At 67.6% G+C, this 14,639-nt stretch carries 13 protein-coding genes; 8 read left to right on the top strand and 5 right to left on the bottom strand.

Features of this window, described 5'->3' with window-relative positions; translation table 11 throughout:
- Positions 1–12 precede the first annotated feature (12 nt).
- A complete protein-coding gene (locus RWQ91_RS13560; protein ID WP_314506958.1) occupies positions 13–1,143 on the bottom strand; it encodes a glycosyltransferase family 4 protein in 1,131 nt (376 codons plus the stop codon).
- Positions 1,140–3,107: a glycosyltransferase gene (locus RWQ91_RS13555; protein WP_314506957.1), complete on the bottom strand. Its 1,968-nt coding sequence runs from the start codon at positions 3,105–3,107 to the stop codon at positions 1,140–1,142. Before RWQ91_RS13555 ends, RWQ91_RS13560 begins: the two co-directional genes overlap by 4 nt.
- Positions 3,108–3,187: 80 nt before the next feature.
- Here RWQ91_RS13555 and RWQ91_RS13550 point away from each other — a divergent pair, with 80 nt between their 5' ends.
- The 5 genes from RWQ91_RS13550 (at position 3,188) to RWQ91_RS13530 (ending at position 7,595) form a co-directional block, all read left to right on the top strand.
- Positions 3,188–3,844: a hypothetical protein gene (locus RWQ91_RS13550; RefSeq protein WP_314506956.1), complete on the top strand. Its 657-nt coding sequence runs from the start codon at positions 3,188–3,190 to the stop codon at positions 3,842–3,844.
- Positions 3,841–5,013 carry a glycosyltransferase gene (locus tag RWQ91_RS17215; protein WP_399546478.1) on the top strand — a complete coding sequence of 391 codons (1,173 nt, stop codon included), beginning with the start codon at positions 3,841–3,843 and terminating at the stop codon, positions 5,011–5,013. The genes RWQ91_RS13550 and RWQ91_RS17215 overlap by 4 nt, the downstream gene beginning before the upstream one ends.
- Positions 5,014–5,063: 50 nt before the next feature.
- Positions 5,064–6,074, top strand: a complete 1,011-nt coding sequence (locus RWQ91_RS13540) for a MauE/DoxX family redox-associated membrane protein (RefSeq protein ID WP_314506951.1) — start codon at positions 5,064–5,066, stop codon at positions 6,072–6,074.
- A 68-nt stretch (positions 6,075–6,142) separates the two neighbouring features.
- Positions 6,143–6,868, top strand: coding sequence for a hypothetical protein (locus tag RWQ91_RS13535; RefSeq protein WP_314506949.1), 726 nt, complete (start codon positions 6,143–6,145; stop codon positions 6,866–6,868).
- A 1-nt stretch (position 6,869) separates the two neighbouring features.
- A complete protein-coding gene (locus RWQ91_RS13530) occupies positions 6,870–7,595 on the top strand; it encodes a hypothetical protein (RefSeq protein ID WP_314506947.1) in 726 nt (241 codons plus the stop codon).
- Here RWQ91_RS13530 and RWQ91_RS13525 read toward each other — a convergent pair.
- Positions 7,584–7,832, bottom strand: coding sequence for a helix-turn-helix domain-containing protein (locus RWQ91_RS13525; protein ID WP_314506945.1), 249 nt, complete (start codon positions 7,830–7,832; stop codon positions 7,584–7,586). The genes RWQ91_RS13530 and RWQ91_RS13525 overlap by 12 nt on opposite strands.
- A complete protein-coding gene (locus tag RWQ91_RS13520; protein WP_314506943.1) occupies positions 7,829–8,452 on the bottom strand; it encodes a hypothetical protein in 624 nt (207 codons plus the stop codon). The genes RWQ91_RS13525 and RWQ91_RS13520 overlap by 4 nt, the downstream gene beginning before the upstream one ends.
- 202 nt (positions 8,453–8,654) lie before the next feature.
- On the opposite strand from RWQ91_RS13520, the gene RWQ91_RS13515 reads away from it, so the two are divergent.
- The 3 genes from RWQ91_RS13515 (at position 8,655) to RWQ91_RS13505 (ending at position 12,605) form a co-directional block, all read left to right on the top strand.
- Positions 8,655–11,174, top strand: a complete 2,520-nt coding sequence (locus RWQ91_RS13515) for an ATP-dependent Clp protease ATP-binding subunit (RefSeq protein WP_314506940.1) — start codon at positions 8,655–8,657, stop codon at positions 11,172–11,174.
- A gap of 146 nt (positions 11,175–11,320) precedes the next feature.
- Positions 11,321–11,824 (top strand): amino-acid N-acetyltransferase, encoded by a 504-nt coding sequence (locus RWQ91_RS13510; RefSeq protein ID WP_314506938.1) that lies wholly within the window; start codon positions 11,321–11,323, stop codon positions 11,822–11,824.
- Positions 11,825–11,900: 76 nt separating this feature from the next.
- Entirely contained in the window at positions 11,901–12,605 is a 705-nt protein-coding gene (locus RWQ91_RS13505) for a hypothetical protein (RefSeq protein WP_314506936.1), read from the top strand.
- Positions 12,606–12,925: 320 nt separating this feature from the next.
- On the opposite strand, the gene RWQ91_RS13500 is transcribed toward RWQ91_RS13505, so the two are convergent.
- On the bottom strand, positions 12,926–14,485 hold the full coding sequence (locus RWQ91_RS13500; RefSeq protein ID WP_314506934.1) for an amino acid permease: 1,560 nt from the start codon (positions 14,483–14,485) through the stop codon (positions 12,926–12,928).
- Between the last annotated feature and the right edge of the window lie 154 nt (positions 14,486–14,639).

Below are 14,639 nucleotides of genomic sequence, written 5' to 3'. Positions count from 1 at the left end.
GAAGGGGCGCGTTCACGAGATTCCACGCTCCTGCTCGATCTCATCGGCGAGCAAGAGGTACTTTTCCGCGATCGCCCGCCACGACAGATGTTCCACGCTTGCGCGCGCTCTCAATCGCCACGGCACGGGGTCCGCGGCGGCCAGCTCCTCGAAACGGTCGCCGATCTGCTGCGGATCCGCGTCGACGAGGAAGCCGTTGATTCCATCCGCGACCAGCTCTGCTGCATATCCGACGGGTGTCACGACCACGGGAAGGCCGCTCGCCAGCGCCTCGAGAATGACGAGCGCATTCGCTTCGTACGCACTCGGCAGGACGAACATGTCGGATGCTGCGAACATCGCCTGCAGGTCGTTGCGCACGCCGACGAAGAGGACTCGTTCGGCAACGCCCGACGTCTCCGCCTGCGTGCGAGCTGCAGCAAGGCTGTCTGTTTGTCCGCCCACCACGAGAAGAAGGACTGTGGGGGCGAACGTCAGCGCGTTGATCGCGTGCTCGAGCCCTTTGCGTCGGAATTCGTGACCGATGAAAAGGGCCACCCGGTCCTCGTCGTCCAGTCGCAGAGTCTCGCGCGCCCGGAGTCGCTCGTCCGCAGTCGGCGGGTGAAAGCGATCGAGGTCGACCCCATTCGGAATGATGGCGACACGCGGCTTGACTCGGCCGTACACTCGCCGCAGCGTCTTGCCCTCGGACTCCGATAGGACGACGATCGCGCGGTGGGCATCGCTGCGATAGCGGATCGAATCGCGCAGCGTCGTGAAGATGTGTGTCGGATTCCTCAACACACGCCACACTCCCCATCCCCGGGCTTGCATGCTGGCCGCGACGATGCCGTGATTGACGTAGATGTCGCCGGTCATGATGTTGTTGTGGCAGATCGAGATGGCGTCCGGTCGATCGCTGAGGAAGATCCGCGCCTTCCGGGTTCCGACAATGAAGAACCAGAGCATGTCCCACGTCAGCGCAAGTGCTTGCGTGAAGCGTCCTCGCCCAGCCAGGCGCAGCGACCTCGGCTCCGTATCGGAGTGGGTGAATCGTTCTGTCCGCACACCCAGTTCTCGGAATTCCCGATCGAGGTTCCATGCAACGCCGGCGACTCCGCTCCCATTGTGCATGTATGGGACGATCTGGACGATGTGAGTCATGCGGCATCCGAGGTGGTGAACAGCGTTTCGATGCGGATCGGCCCCAGCCGGTACAGCGCCGCTCGCCGGCGCGCCTCGAAACCACGAGCACCGGGAAGGATCGCGGACCGTGCGATGGCTCCCAGCCACGCAGCGGCTCGGGCGCCCTGCCATCCGGCCCAGCCGAAGTGCTTTCTCAGGTAGCGCTCCTGCGAAGCATGGAAGTGGGCTTCGCGGAGCCGGCCGTCCGAGCTTGTTCCTCCCCCGGCGTGCACTGCGCGCGCCCCCGGTACCGCGCGATGATGCCAGCCGAGCCGATATGCGCGATACGCCCAGTCCGTCTCCTCCGCGTAGAGAAAGAAGCGCTCATCGAAGCCGCCGACCTGGTCCAGCGCCTCCGCGCGCAGCAGCAGGACGGAGCCAACCACGAACGTTCCGCCACGCTGTAGCCTTGCCAGCCCCAGCGCCTCGAGCCAGGAGTTCAGTGGCGAGGGGAAGTACCACTCGACGCGGGCCGAACTTCCTTCCCCGTCGACTTGCTGGGGGCCTACGCTGGCGAGGTCTGATCGCGCACGGAGCGCACGCTGAAGGACGGCGATGTCCTCGGGCTGAACGCGTGCGTCAGGATTCAGCAGCAGGACATCTGCTCCCGGCAGCAGGCGATCAGCGAGAGCGATGTTTACCGCCGTCCCGAAGCCGACGTTGCGTCCGGAGTCGAGGTAGCGCACGCCGAGTTCCTCGCAGAGTGACGCGATCTCGGGCATCGAGGAGTTGTCCACGACGGTCACCGTCATCGCTGCGACGGGCTCGAGAGCAGTTCGCAGCATGTCGGGGTGGCCATAGGCGACGACGATGACCTCGATCCGGGGATCGAAAGAGCTGGACGGCTCATGCAGCACCGCACCGTAGAGGTCTCGATAGTCTTCGGCCACCGCGGCCCACGTGCAGCTCCGGGCCCGGACGAGCCCTGCCGCCCGCAGTTCCGCCGCCCGCGGTCCGGCTGCCTCCACCAGCGCGTCGGCGAGCGCGCCCACGTCGCCTTGAGGCACGACGATCCCAGCGCCCCCCACGACGTCCGGGAGTGCACCGGCGTCACTCGAGACGACCGGCACGCCGCACGACATCGCTTCGACCGCAACGCGTCCAAACTGTTCGGTCCATCGCGAGGTCGGCAATGACGGGACAGCCAGGACATCGATCGACCGGTAGAAGGACACGATCTCATCGGGTGGGACAGCCCCATCGAACTGAACGCGGTCGGAGAGGTCGAGATCTGCGGCCAGACGCTGAAGTCGGTCGCCCTCAGCGCCAGCTCCCGCGATTCGGAGTCGCATCCGCTGGTCGCGGTGCACAGCGCGCAGCAGGAGACCCACACCCTTTTCGGGTACCAATCGCCCGAGGTAACCTACCGTGACTGTCCTCGCGCCCGGGTCGGTAGCGGAGGGACGCGCATCCGAGGGCGCGAAGCGAGTGGGATCGATGCCCAGGGGGATGACCCGAGCACGACCCGCGAAGCCCTTTTCCGCGGCGATGCGTGCGGCCGCGGTGTTGCATGCCGAGATGCCCGCTGCGTTCCGCAGCGCGTGGCGTTCCAGCCACCGGAACGGAATCGGGTAGCGCTTCTGCAGATTCTGTGCTGTGTACAGCACCACCGGGGCGCCATTGCGGCGCAGCGCGCGGAGCAAGAGCACCTCGGCGGTAGCCAGCGCGAATGGCTCCTCGTGGATATCGATGACGTCCCAGTCGTTCCCGAGCGCTCGCCACAGGGGACGGGGGTCGTAGAGGAAGAGGGCGGGATGTCGACCTGCCGTGCCGACGCCCTCGACCTGTTCGCCGGGCCGCGGCTGCAGGGTGACGACGGAGCCGCCCTCCACGCTCTCACGCGCACTCATCAGCGACACATGGACTCCGAGTTCGCGCATCGCTCGCTCTCTCCCGCGCCACTCGTCGACCACGGCGCTGTGCGAGATCCTCAGTACGCGCACCCGAACCTCCCAGTAGGCTTCCCAGTAAAGATAGTCGCCGTCATCGGTTCGATGGGTGGCACCGCAGGTGGGGGCGCGTGATGGACGATCGATTCTCGATCCTGACCGTCTGCACAGGCAACATTCACCGATCCGCACTTGCAGCGGCGCTGCTCGAGCGATGGCGCACCTGGTATCTTCTCGACCCCGTCGCAGCGGCTGTGACCGTGACCAGCGCGGGGTTCGACGCGCCATCGGGCGCGCCCATGGGCACCCGAGCTCAAGCGATCGCTCGCGCGCTCGGGGCGGACGGTTCCGCTCATCTTGCCACCCGGATGACTGACCGCATGATCTCCGACGCCGACCTCGTGCTCGTGGCCAGTGTGCATCACCGAGATGAGACGGTTCGGCGGGTGCCGGCGGCGCTGCGCAAGACCTTCACGATCCGCGAGGCGGGACGGATCGCCGCAAGTCTCGACTTGCCACACCCGCCTGCCGGTGTCGACGATCTCCTGCGTACCGTCGCGTTGCTTGCCGGGAACCGGGTCCAAGCCGACGATTCGGATGACATCATCGATCCTCAGGGCCGCAATGAGGAGGCCCACCTCCAGATGGCGAACGAAGAGGTGCCCGCTCTCGCGCGTCTTGCACACGCGCTCTTAGGGATGCCGAAGTCCGACGCGGATGCCTACATCGACGTTGCGGGCACGCCTGAAGCGCTCCGTGCACAGCTGCGGAAGGTGCGGCCCGGCGCATGACTGTGCGTTCCCATCGACCCGATGCCCTCCCGCGTATCGTTCATCTCGATCACACGTCGGTGGCGGGCGGTGCCGAGTACGCCCTGGTGCGGATGCTGCGCGCCTCCCCCCGGTGGCACCCTCTTGTTCTCGTTCCTCGCGGCTCGTCCGCCGGCGTCTTCGCGGAGCTGGGCGAGACGGCGAGGATCCGGGAATGCGGCGTACGCCAGCGCGCAGGCGTGAGCGCAGGGGCGGCCAGCGTTCTGTTCGCGGCGGGTGCGGGGCTGGCCGCCCAGTCCGTTGCGACGCGAATGCACCCAGGCTTTCGGAGCGCCGATATCGTCGACGCCAATACGTCACGCGCCGCTGCCTACGGAGCCCTCGCTGCGTGGTCGTCACGCACCCCGTTCGTCGTACACGTTCGTGACATGACCGACGCTGAGGCGATGGGACGCTTCGGTTCACTCGCGATGCGCAAAGTCGCGCTCCCGCGCGCGGATGGCGTCATCGCGGATACCCACGCGGCACTGGAATCCGCCGCGCGCTTCCTGCGGCCGGATGCCGTCACCGCCGTCATCCCAAGTGCCTCGGGTGTCCGGCGCTCGCTGACAGGGCAGGCGTCCTCTGAACCGCTCCGTGTCGGCATGCTCGCGCGGATCGACCCTTGGAAAGGCCAGCGGCTGCTCATCGATGCGTTCGCCGCGGCGTTCGCCGGCAGCGAGGCAGTCCTCGAGTTCGCGGGAGCAGCGCCGTTCGGTCACGAGCAATTCGCCACCGAACTCAGGAGTCGTGCCGCTGAGCTCGGGCTCGGGGAGCGCGTGAGATTTCTCGGTCATGTCGCCGACGTGGACGAGCTGCTGGCGGGATGGGACATCGCCGTGCAGGCCTCGACGCGGCCGGAGCCGCTAGGTCAGAACGTGCTGCAGTATCTCGCCGCGGGGTGCGCGGTGGTCGTCGCGGACGAGGGCGGCCCTGTCGAGTGGGTCGATGACGGCGTCAACGGGCTGCGATTCGCGCCACGGGACGGGGCCGCCCTCACCGCTGCCCTCCGCCGACTGGGTGCGGATCCCGAGCTGCGCGTTCGGATGGGGCACGCTGCCCGGCGGACGCCAGGTCTGATGGAGGATGCTGAGGTCGCCGCAGCGCATGCAGAGTTCTACGCGGACGTGCTCAGCCGTGCGGAGAGGTGATCCAAGCGGCACGACCCTGCCAGCGGCGACAACGCCCGTAGAATCGAGCAATGCCGGGACCACTATCCATTTCGTTGCCGCTCGTCTTGGGGGCCGTTCTGATCGCGAGCGGTATTGCGAAGTTCCGTCATCCCGATGACCTATCCGGCTGGGAGCAACTCGGAGTACCTCGCATCTTCCGCCGGACGGCGCTTCTCCGCCTACACCCATGGGGAGAGCTCGCGCTCGGCGTTACCTTGATCGCGCTCGGCGGGGTTCTCGGCCTGGTCGCCGCTCTCGCGACACTTGGACTGATGGCCGCTTACCTGTGGCTTGTCGTGCGTGCAGTACGCCGACCTGGGGACACCTCGTGCGCCTGCTTCGGTTCCGCCAAGCCGGTGACTCGCGTGACCGTTCTACGAAACGCATGGCTGACGGCTCTGGCTGTTGCGGTCGCCGCTGTGATCTGGGTGAATCCGCCGTGGGGGGGCGCCCTGGCAGCGATTCGGATGGATGACGGCCTTTGGGTCCTGGCGATGGCTGTCGCGGCAGTAACCACAGCTCTGATCACGGCATCGGGGGAGTCGGCTGCGGACGTGCCGTCTATCGAGGTGGCGACAGCAGCACTCGATGGAGACGACGACGAGGATGCGCTGGATTACATCCGCTTGCGCATACCCGCAGTGCCGGTCACCCTCGCCGACGGCAGCACTGTTAACCTGCGCACTCTCGCCGCGGCCCGCCCCATCCTGCTGCTCGCGGTGTCGGAAACATGTGGCCCGTGTATGAGTGTTCGCGATCACCTCGGGGAATGGCGCGAGCTTCTCCCCGAGGTCGACATCCGTCTACTGCTCGTGGCGGATCCGGAGCTTGCGGGCTGGGCCGAGAAGAATGAGCCGCAGTCCCTGCACGATCCGGCCAAGTACGTGAGCGGATCTATCGCCGACTGGCCCACACCGACAGCAGTCCTGCTGGGCTCTGATGGCCTGCTCGCCGGGGGACCGGTCTCGGGTTTCGCAGAGATAGCGGCTTTTGTCAATGACGTCCACACGACTCTGCATCCTCAGCCCATGCCCGCGTGACTACCCCGTGACCTCCCCGTAACCGGTTTCCCGGGCGTCCCACAGCCGCCGTGGGGAAGGATCGGCACATGATCCTCGCCCCTCGCCTCCTCGCGCTTCCGGCGGTCCTGCTTTTGGCCGGCGGTGCGCTCGCCGGCTGCGCCAGCACCCCCGCCGCGGCGCCCCCGACCGCCCCTCCGTCCGGTGACAGCACGGAGGCGCAGATCGATGCGGCATGGCTGGACGACGGTCGGATCATCGGGCTCGTGACGACTGGCAGCTCGACCTGCGTGCCGGCCGCCGACGAGGCGACCCTCCAGGCCGACGGATCGCTCGCGGTCACCCTCGTCGAGCCGGATGCCGACACGGCGTGCACGCGCGACCTCGTTCCCCGCGTGACCCTGGTCGAGGTGCCCGAGGGCGTTGACCCGTCCGAGGATCTCGCGATCACCGTGACCGGCGACGGATATTCCGGCAGCACCGATCTCGAGGGGGTCGACGGGCTCGCCGGCGGCGGAATGACCGACTACCTGCCCAGCGCAGGCTGGACGGGGACCGACGGGCAGTTCGTCCTGCTGACGTGGGGATCATCCTCCTGCGTCCCGTTCATCTCCGACGTGGCGGCATCCGGCCCCGCCGAAGTGACCGTCACCCTCCAGGCGCCCCCGGCGGATCAGGTCTGCACCATGGACATGGCCCCGCGCGCCACGGTGGCGGTCGTCGACGGCCTGGAGGAGGATGGCGACGTATCGCTCGTCCTCGCCGGCAGCGCCGAGTTCGACGACGTCCGCGTTCCGATCCACGGAGAGAACTGACATGACCCCTCGCAACCTCGCTCTGCTCGCCGCCGTCACGGCCGTCTCGCTGACGGCGCTCCTCGGCGGGTGTGCCGGTTCCTCATCCGGCTCGGCGCCGAGCGAGGATCCCGCGGAGACCCTCGACACCGATCTCGGCGCCGCATGGCTGGACGGCGGCCGGATGGTGGGACTGATCACGCAGGGCTCGTCCACCTGCGTGCCGACCGCGGAGGGCGAGTACGCCGACGGTGTTCTGCAGGTCACCCTCACCGATGTGTCCGAGGGCGCCTGCACGTCCGATTTCGCCCCGCGCGTCTCGCTCGTCGCGGTCCCGGAGGACGTCGATCCGTCCGCGAACCTGGTGATCGAGGTCACGGGCGCCGGCTTCGGCGGCGAGGTCACGCTTCCCGGCGTCGACGGGCTCGCGTTCGAAGGCGTCTCCGAGCAGACACCCAGCGCCGGCTGGACCACGGCGGAGGGCGGCGTGATCGTGCTGCTCTGGGGCTCATCCGGATGCCCGGAGCTCGTGACCGCCACGGAGGTGACCGGCGACGCCGCCGCGACCGCCACCCTGTCGGGCGTGGAAGAGGACAAGGTCTGCACCGCGGACTACGCCCCGAACCCGCAGCTGACGGCGATCGACGGACTGGGCGGCGTCCAGGACGTGCAGCTCACCATCAGCGGACCCGTCGGCGAGTCGTTCACGACGACGATCCTGGGCGTGAACCCGGCCTCAGCCGGCTGAGCCCAGCCCGTCGGCCCGCACCAGCAGGTCGCCGATCTCGCAGTCCAGTACGCGGCAGAGCGCCGACAGCGTCGAATACCGGATCGCCCGCGCGCGATCGTTCTTGAGCACGGACAGGTTGACCACCGACACCCCGACGAGTTCTGACAGGCGCGTCAGCGTGAGCCCGCGCTCCTCCAGCAGTTCGTCGAGGCGGCAGTGGACCCCGGTGGGGCCTTCGTCCTCCGCGGGGCTCACACCAGCCCCTCGGTGTCGCGCTGCAGACGGTCTCCGACGGTGAAGGTCGTTGCCGCGAGCGCCGCGATGAAGGCGACCGTGAAGAGCTGACTCAGATCGGCCGCCAGGATGACGTTCTCGAACGTCCGGTCGGAGATCCACGCGAAGGCCCCGTTCGCGCCCATGTTCGCGAAGAAGGGCGCGAGTGCGACGCCGAAGAACGCGACGATTCCCGCAGTCGTGACGAGCCGCGTGTTCTTCCGGCTGAACACGCGCCCGTGCAGGACGTTCCACGTCAGGCCCAGGAGGCACGTGACGACCGTCGCGACCGCGGCCACGATCACGAGCTGCTCGATCACGAGCGCGACGGTGGAGGCGACAGGAAGTTCCGGCGCGATCAGATACGCCGTGTCCAGCTCGACGGCGACCGGTGCGCCGTCCGGTCCGATCGGAGCCTCGGCCATCGTCCCGGAGAACCGGGCGAACACGCGGACACTCTCGCCTCCCAGCACTTCGGCGATCCGCGCTCCGGATCGGATGACCGTGAACATCGCGTACGCGGCGCCGATCACCATGAAGATTCCCATCGATACGGCATCCCACCGCGACATGATCGCGTCCTGCTTCGGCCTCGTCGACATCACCATCAACTCCTTATCGATAATCGTTGTTATCGAAGAACGATATGTCGACGGGATGCCGCTGTCAAGGAAGCGCCGAGCGGGCCCCTTTCGCGACGCTATGCCCATGGCGAACACCGCGCTATCGGCATCCCCCCGTCGTTACCCTCGATGTAAGCGCGCGGAAGTGCGCCACATGGCCCCGAGGCCGGAGGAATGGATGATGTTCGAGAGATTCACGGATCGCGCCCGTCGGGTGGTTGTGCTCGCCCAAGAAGAGGCGAAGATGCTCAATCACAACTACATCGGCACCGAGCACATCCTGCTCGGGCTGATCCACGAGGGTGAGGGTGTCGCCGCCAAGGCGCTCGAGTCGCTGGGCATCTCGCTCGACGCCGTGCGCGAGCAGGTGCAGGACATCATCGGGCAGGGGCAGCAGCAGCCGACGGGGCACATCCCGTTCACGCCGCGCGCCAAGAAGGTGCTCGAGCTGTCGCTGCGCGAGGCCCTGCAGCTGGGTCACAACTACATCGGCACCGAGCACATCCTGCTCGGGCTGATCCGCGAGGGCGAAGGCGTGGCCGCTCAGGTGCTCGTCAAGCTCGGTGCGGATCTGAACAAGGTCCGCCAGCAGGTCATCCAGCTGCTCTCGGGCTACCAGGGCAAGGAGCCGGCCGCCGTCAGCGGTGCGGCGCACGACAGCACGCAGGCAGCGCAGGGAGGTTCCGCGGTGCTCGACCAGTTCGGCCGCAACCTGACGCAGGCGGCTCGCGACAACAAGCTCGACCCGGTGATCGGGCGCGAGAAGGAAATCGAGCGGGTCATGCAGATCCTCTCGCGTCGCTCCAAGAACAACCCCGTGCTGATCGGCGAGCCGGGCGTCGGCAAGACCGCCGTCGTCGAAGGCCTCGCGCAGGCGATCGTGAAGAACGACGTGCCCGAAACCCTCAAGGACAAGCAGGTCTACTCGCTCGACCTGGGTTCGCTCATCGCCGGTTCTCGCTACCGCGGTGACTTCGAGGAGCGCCTGAAGAAGGTCACCAAGGAGATCCGCACGCGCGGCGACATCATCGTCTTCATCGACGAGATCCACACGCTCGTGGGTGCCGGTGCCGCCGAGGGCGCGATCGACGCGGCCTCGATCCTCAAGCCGCTGCTCGCCCGCGGCGAGCTGCAGACCATCGGCGCCACGACGCTCGACGAGTACCGCAAGCACTTCGAGAAGGATGCCGCGCTCGAGCGCCGCTTCCAGCCGATCCAGGTCGCCGAGCCGAGCCTGCCCCACGCGATCAACATCCTGAAGGGGCTGCGCGACCGGTACGAGGCGCACCACAAGGTGCAGATCACCGACGGCGCGATCGTGGCGGCGGCGAACCTCGCCGACCGGTACGTGAGCGACCGCTTCCTGCCCGACAAGGCCATCGACCTGATCGACGAGGCCGGTGCACGCCTGCGGCTGTCCATCCTGTCCTCGCCCCCCGAGCTGCGGGAGTTCGACGACAAGATCGCGAGCGTCCGCCAGCAGAAGGAGCAGGCCTCGGAGGACCAGGACTTCGAGAAGGCCGCATCGCTGCGCGACGAGGAGAAGTCCCTGCTCGCCGAGCGCCTGCGCCTCGAGAAGCAGTGGAAGTCCGGCGACGTCGCGACCCACGCGGTCGTGGACGAGGGCCTGATCGCCGAGGTGCTCGCCCAGGCCACCGGCATCCCGGTGTTCAAGCTCACCGAGGAGGAGTCCTCGCGCCTGGTCTTCATGGAGAAGGCTCTGCACGAGCGGGTCATCGGTCAGGAAGAGGCGATCGCCGCCCTCGCCAAGACGATCCGTCGTCAGCGCGCGGGTCTGAAGGACCCCAAGCGCCCGAACGGCTCGTTCATCTTCGCCGGCCCCACGGGCGTCGGCAAGACCGAGCTGGCCAAGGCGCTCGCCGAGTTCCTGTTCGACGACGAAGCCGCTCTCATCTCCCTGGACATGTCGGAGTTCGGCGAGAAGCACACCGTCTCGCGCCTGTTCGGTGCCCCTCCGGGCTTCGTCGGCTTCGAGGAGGGCGGGCAGCTCACCGAGAAGGTGCGCCGCAAGCCGTTCTCGGTCGTGCTGTTCGACGAGATCGAGAAGGCACACCCCGACATCTTCAACTCGCTCCTGCAGATCCTCGAAGAGGGTCGCCTGACCGACGGTCAGGGCCGCATGATCGACTTCAAGAACACGGTCATCATCATGACGACCAACCTGGGCGCGCGCGACATCGCGGGCGGCCCGGTCGGGTTCCAGGTCGAGGGCGACTCGTCGACCTCGTACGACCGGATGCAGGGCAAGGTCAAGGAAGAGCTCAAGCGGCACTTCAAGCCCGAGTTCCTCAACCGCGTCGATGACATCATCGTGTTCCCGCAGCTGTCGAAGGAGGAGCTGGTGCAGATCGTGGATCTGTTCACCCGCCGCCTCGGAGAGCGTCTGCTGGATCGGGACATGACGATCGAGCTGTCGCTGCCGGCGAAGGAGCGACTCATCGAGATCGGGTTCGACCCCGCCCTCGGTGCCCGCCCCCTGCGCCGCGCGATGCAGCACGAGGTCGAGGACCGGCTGTCCGAGCGCATCCTGCACGGCGAGCTGAACTCGGGAGACCACATCACGGTCGACGTGCAGAACGGCGAGTTCGTCTTCGAGAACGGTCCGCGCGGCGAGAAGGTCGCCGTCGGCGCCGTCGCCGCGGGCGAGATCACCGCGACGCCCGACCTCGCGATCGGCTAGCAACCCACGAACGAAGAGCGGATGCTGCGGCATCCGCTCTTCGTCGTTCTTCGCCCCCTTCATCCGTCACCCGCGTACGCTTTTCCGCCCGATCGGCGTACGCGGGTGACGGATGAACCGGGGGGATCGGCGCATAAGGTTGACGGGTGAGCGAGTACAGGGTCAGGGCGGCGCGGTCAGCGGACGTCCGCGGCATCCGCGACCTGCTGGAGCCCTATGTGCAGCGCCGAATCCTGCTGGGCAAGGACCTCGTCGTGCTCTACGAGGCGGTGCAGCAGTTCGTGGTCGCGGAGGATCCGGACGGCACGCTGATCGGCTGCGGCGCACTGCACGTCATGTGGGAGGACCTGGGCGAAGTGCGCACGCTCATCGTCGCCGACGCGTGGCTGCACCACGGCGTCGGGCTCGGCATCGTCGAGGCGCTCGAGCAGAATGCGCGCGCCCTGGGACTCTCGCGACTGTTCTGCCTGACGTTCGAGGTCGACTTCTTCGCCCGGCGGGGGTTCGAGCCGATCGGCGAGCAGGTCGTCGATCCCGACGTCTACTCGCAGCTGATCCGCAGCCCCGACGAAGGTGTGGCGGAGTTCCTCGACCTCGCCCATGTGAAGCCCAATACGCTGGGCAACACCCGCATGCTCAAGCGCCTCTGACGGCGCGCCTGACAGGTTGCCGCCAGCTCGCGCGTGCCGTTCCGGAGTGCCGGAAGCGCCCACGTAGCCTGGAATCATGAGCGGCGCACCTCCTCGCAAGCGGCATCCGCCGGCCGTCTACCGCCGGCGGCGGATCGTGCTGATCGTGGCCCTCGTCGCCGTGATCGCCCTGGTCTGGCTGCTGATCGCGCAGCCCTGGCGCGGCGCGGCCGCCGAAACGTCATCGATGCCGGCGCCGACCTCCTCTCCGGCGCCCGCCGTGACGACCCCTGCGCCGACGACCACGCCCGAATCGACGATGGATGCCGCCGCCTCGGCGACTCCGACACCGCCGGCGTCGCCCGAGCCGGAGTCCACCGCGACCCCGGCGGCCAAGCCCTGCGTGGCGCGCGACATCGCCGTCGAGCCGGTGAGCGACCAGGACACGTACGCCGAGGGACAGAACCCGCAGCTGTCGATCACCCTCACCAACAACGGCGCCGCCGACTGCACCCTCAACGTGGGCACGAGCGCGCAGGCCTTCACGATCGCGAGCGGCAGCGACGTGTGGTGGCGCTCGACCGATTGCCAGTCCGAGCCGAGCGACATGGTCGTGCTGCTCGCGGCCGGCCAGAGCGTCTCCAGCGCCACGCCGCTCGTGTGGGACCGCACCCGGTCCTCGGTCGGATCCTGCGAGGACGAGGGCCGGCAGAGCGCGCCGGGCGGCGGGGCGTCGTACCACCTCAGTGTCGAAATCGGCGGCATCCCGTCGACGCAGTCCAAGCAGATCCTGCTCTACTGATCGCTGCCGGCAGACCCAACGCCGAATCTGTCCCCCGAAGAGGGGACAGACGAATTTCGACGGCCAGCGTACCGTTGAAGACAGCTCCCGTTCGATGGCTCATAGCTGTCCCCAGCAGCGTCTCGTCCCCAGCGAGGTATTGAGCCCCGGAGAGCACTTGGCCCTCTCGAGTCACTCCCCGCGCAGGGGGTGGCCCGAGGGGGCCGAGTCATTCCACCCTGCCGACGGCTCGCGGATGCCGCACCCCTCGTTCGCGAGAAAGCGGGGCCGCAGCATCCCCCCGGACCACTGCGACCCCGCCGCCCTCTGCGGGCTGTCTCTCAGGGTTTCGGCTCAGGTGTCTCGCCGAAGACCTCGCCCTCCATGGTGTCGTAGCCCTCCGCCTGCGGATCCCAGTGCTTGCCATCCGAGAGGGCGTACTCCTCCTCGGGGGAGAGGACGAGGCGGTGGCGGAAGAACACCGCGAATCCGATGAGGATCACGACGTAGACGATCGCGATCGCGATGATCGCCGGTCGCGCGGGCTCGTTGATGAAGAATCCGAAGAAGATCAGCACCGAGATGACCAGCGCGATCACGGCGCCCGGAACGCCCCAGGGGCTGCGGTAGGGGCGGTTCGCGTTCGGGAACTTGCGGCGCAGGATGATGAACGACACCATCTGCAGCGCGTACGCGATCACCGCACCCCAGATCGCGATGTTCAGCACGATCGCTCCGGCCACACCGCCCGCACCGCCGAGGGACTCGACCAGCACCAGGGCGATGAACCCGATCACCGCACCGACAAGGAGCGCGACCCAGGGCGTCTGGCGCTTGCCGGTGAGCGAGAGGAACCGCGGGTAGTACCCGGCCCGCGACAGCGAGTACATGTTGCGTCCGTAGGCGAACATGATGCCCTGCAGCGAGGCGAGAAGGCCGATGAGCGCGAACAGCGCGAGGATGGCGGCGAGCTGGTCGCCGACGATCGCGCGGAAGCCGTCGAGCAGCGGCTCGCCCGCGGTGCCGGTGGCCTCCGCTCCCACGACGCCGGTGTTCAGGAACAGCACCAGCAGGCCCGTGACGATCAGCGTGGTCCGGGCGATGAAGCCGGCGCGGGGGATGTCGCGCTCCGGGTTGTGGGACTCCTCGGCGGCGAGCGGGAGCTCCTCGATCCCCAGGAAGAACCACATCGCGAACGGGAGGGCGAACAGGATCGGCACCACGCCGTGCGGCAGGAACTCGGTCTGGCCCGGGTCGGGGGCGATGTCCCACAGGTTCGCCCACTCGAAGGCGCCGGAGAAGATCGCCATGGCCGAGAAGACCAGGATGATCGCGATCGAGATGATCGACACGACGATCGCGAATTTGAATGAGATCGCCGCGCCGGCGGAGTTCAGACCGATGAACACGGCGTAGAGGATGATCCACCACACCCAGGCCGGCAGGGAGAAGTTGAGCAGCTCACTCGTGATCGCGTCGGCGTACGACGCGGAGAAGTAGACGATCACGGCCGTGGTCGCGACGTATTCGATCGTCTCGGCCAGCCCCGTGACCAGACCGCCCCACGGCCCCATCGCCGACCGGGCGAAGGAGTACGCACCGCCGGTGTGCGGCATCGCGGCGGCCATCTCGCCGATCGCGAAGATCATGCCGTAGTACATCGCGACCAGGATCACGAAGGCGATCAGCATCCCGCCGAATCCGGCGTAGTCGATGCCGAAGTTCCACCCCGAGAAGTCGCCCGAGATGACTGCGGCGACCGCAAGCCCCCACAGGCCCCAGATACCGGCGGAGCGCTTGAGCGTCCGCTTCTGGAAGTAATCCTGGCCGGCTCGCGTATAGGTTGCTCCGGCAACCTTCGCGGAGTCCTTGCGCGTGGACGCATTGCTCGGTTGCGACATCGATCCTCCGGTGCATTCGGGTGCGGCGCGGGGGTGGCGCCTTGCGCATGATTGTGATGCCTATTGGTGGGTTCTGTCTACCTTTGCGACGAACTTCGTGGTTACAGTGGACGCAGCGTGCGGCAGGTCCGGGCGCGGGGCTCCCATCGTCGGG

Source organism: uncultured Microbacterium sp. (genome assembly GCF_963524805.1).
In the GTDB taxonomy this organism is placed as follows: domain Bacteria; phylum Actinomycetota; class Actinomycetes; order Actinomycetales; family Microbacteriaceae; genus Microbacterium.
This window is presented reverse-complemented; position numbering and strand designations above follow the sequence as displayed.

Bases quoted from the DNA above. Each gene is read 5' to 3' on its own strand.
- RWQ91_RS13500 (WP_314506934.1), bottom strand. From the start codon at position 14,485: ATGTCGCAACCGAGCAATGCGTCCACGCGCAAGGACTCCGCGAAGGTT.
- RWQ91_RS13550 (WP_314506956.1), top strand. From the start codon at position 3,188: ATGGACGATCGATTCTCGATCCTGACCGTCTGCACAGGCAACATTCAC.
- RWQ91_RS13560 (WP_314506958.1), bottom strand. From the start codon at position 1,143: ATGACTCACATCGTCCAGATCGTCCCATACATGCACAATGGGAGCGGA.
- RWQ91_RS13540 (WP_314506951.1), top strand. From the start codon at position 5,064: ATGCCGGGACCACTATCCATTTCGTTGCCGCTCGTCTTGGGGGCCGTT.
- RWQ91_RS13515 (WP_314506940.1), top strand. From the start codon at position 8,655: ATGTTCGAGAGATTCACGGATCGCGCCCGTCGGGTGGTTGTGCTCGCC.
- RWQ91_RS17215 (WP_399546478.1), top strand. From the start codon at position 3,841: ATGACTGTGCGTTCCCATCGACCCGATGCCCTCCCGCGTATCGTTCAT.
- RWQ91_RS13520 (WP_314506943.1), bottom strand. From the start codon at position 8,452: ATGTCGACGAGGCCGAAGCAGGACGCGATCATGTCGCGGTGGGATGCC.
- RWQ91_RS13530 (WP_314506947.1), top strand. From the start codon at position 6,870: ATGACCCCTCGCAACCTCGCTCTGCTCGCCGCCGTCACGGCCGTCTCG.
- RWQ91_RS13505 (WP_314506936.1), top strand. From the start codon at position 11,901: ATGAGCGGCGCACCTCCTCGCAAGCGGCATCCGCCGGCCGTCTACCGC.
- RWQ91_RS13535 (WP_314506949.1), top strand. From the start codon at position 6,143: ATGATCCTCGCCCCTCGCCTCCTCGCGCTTCCGGCGGTCCTGCTTTTG.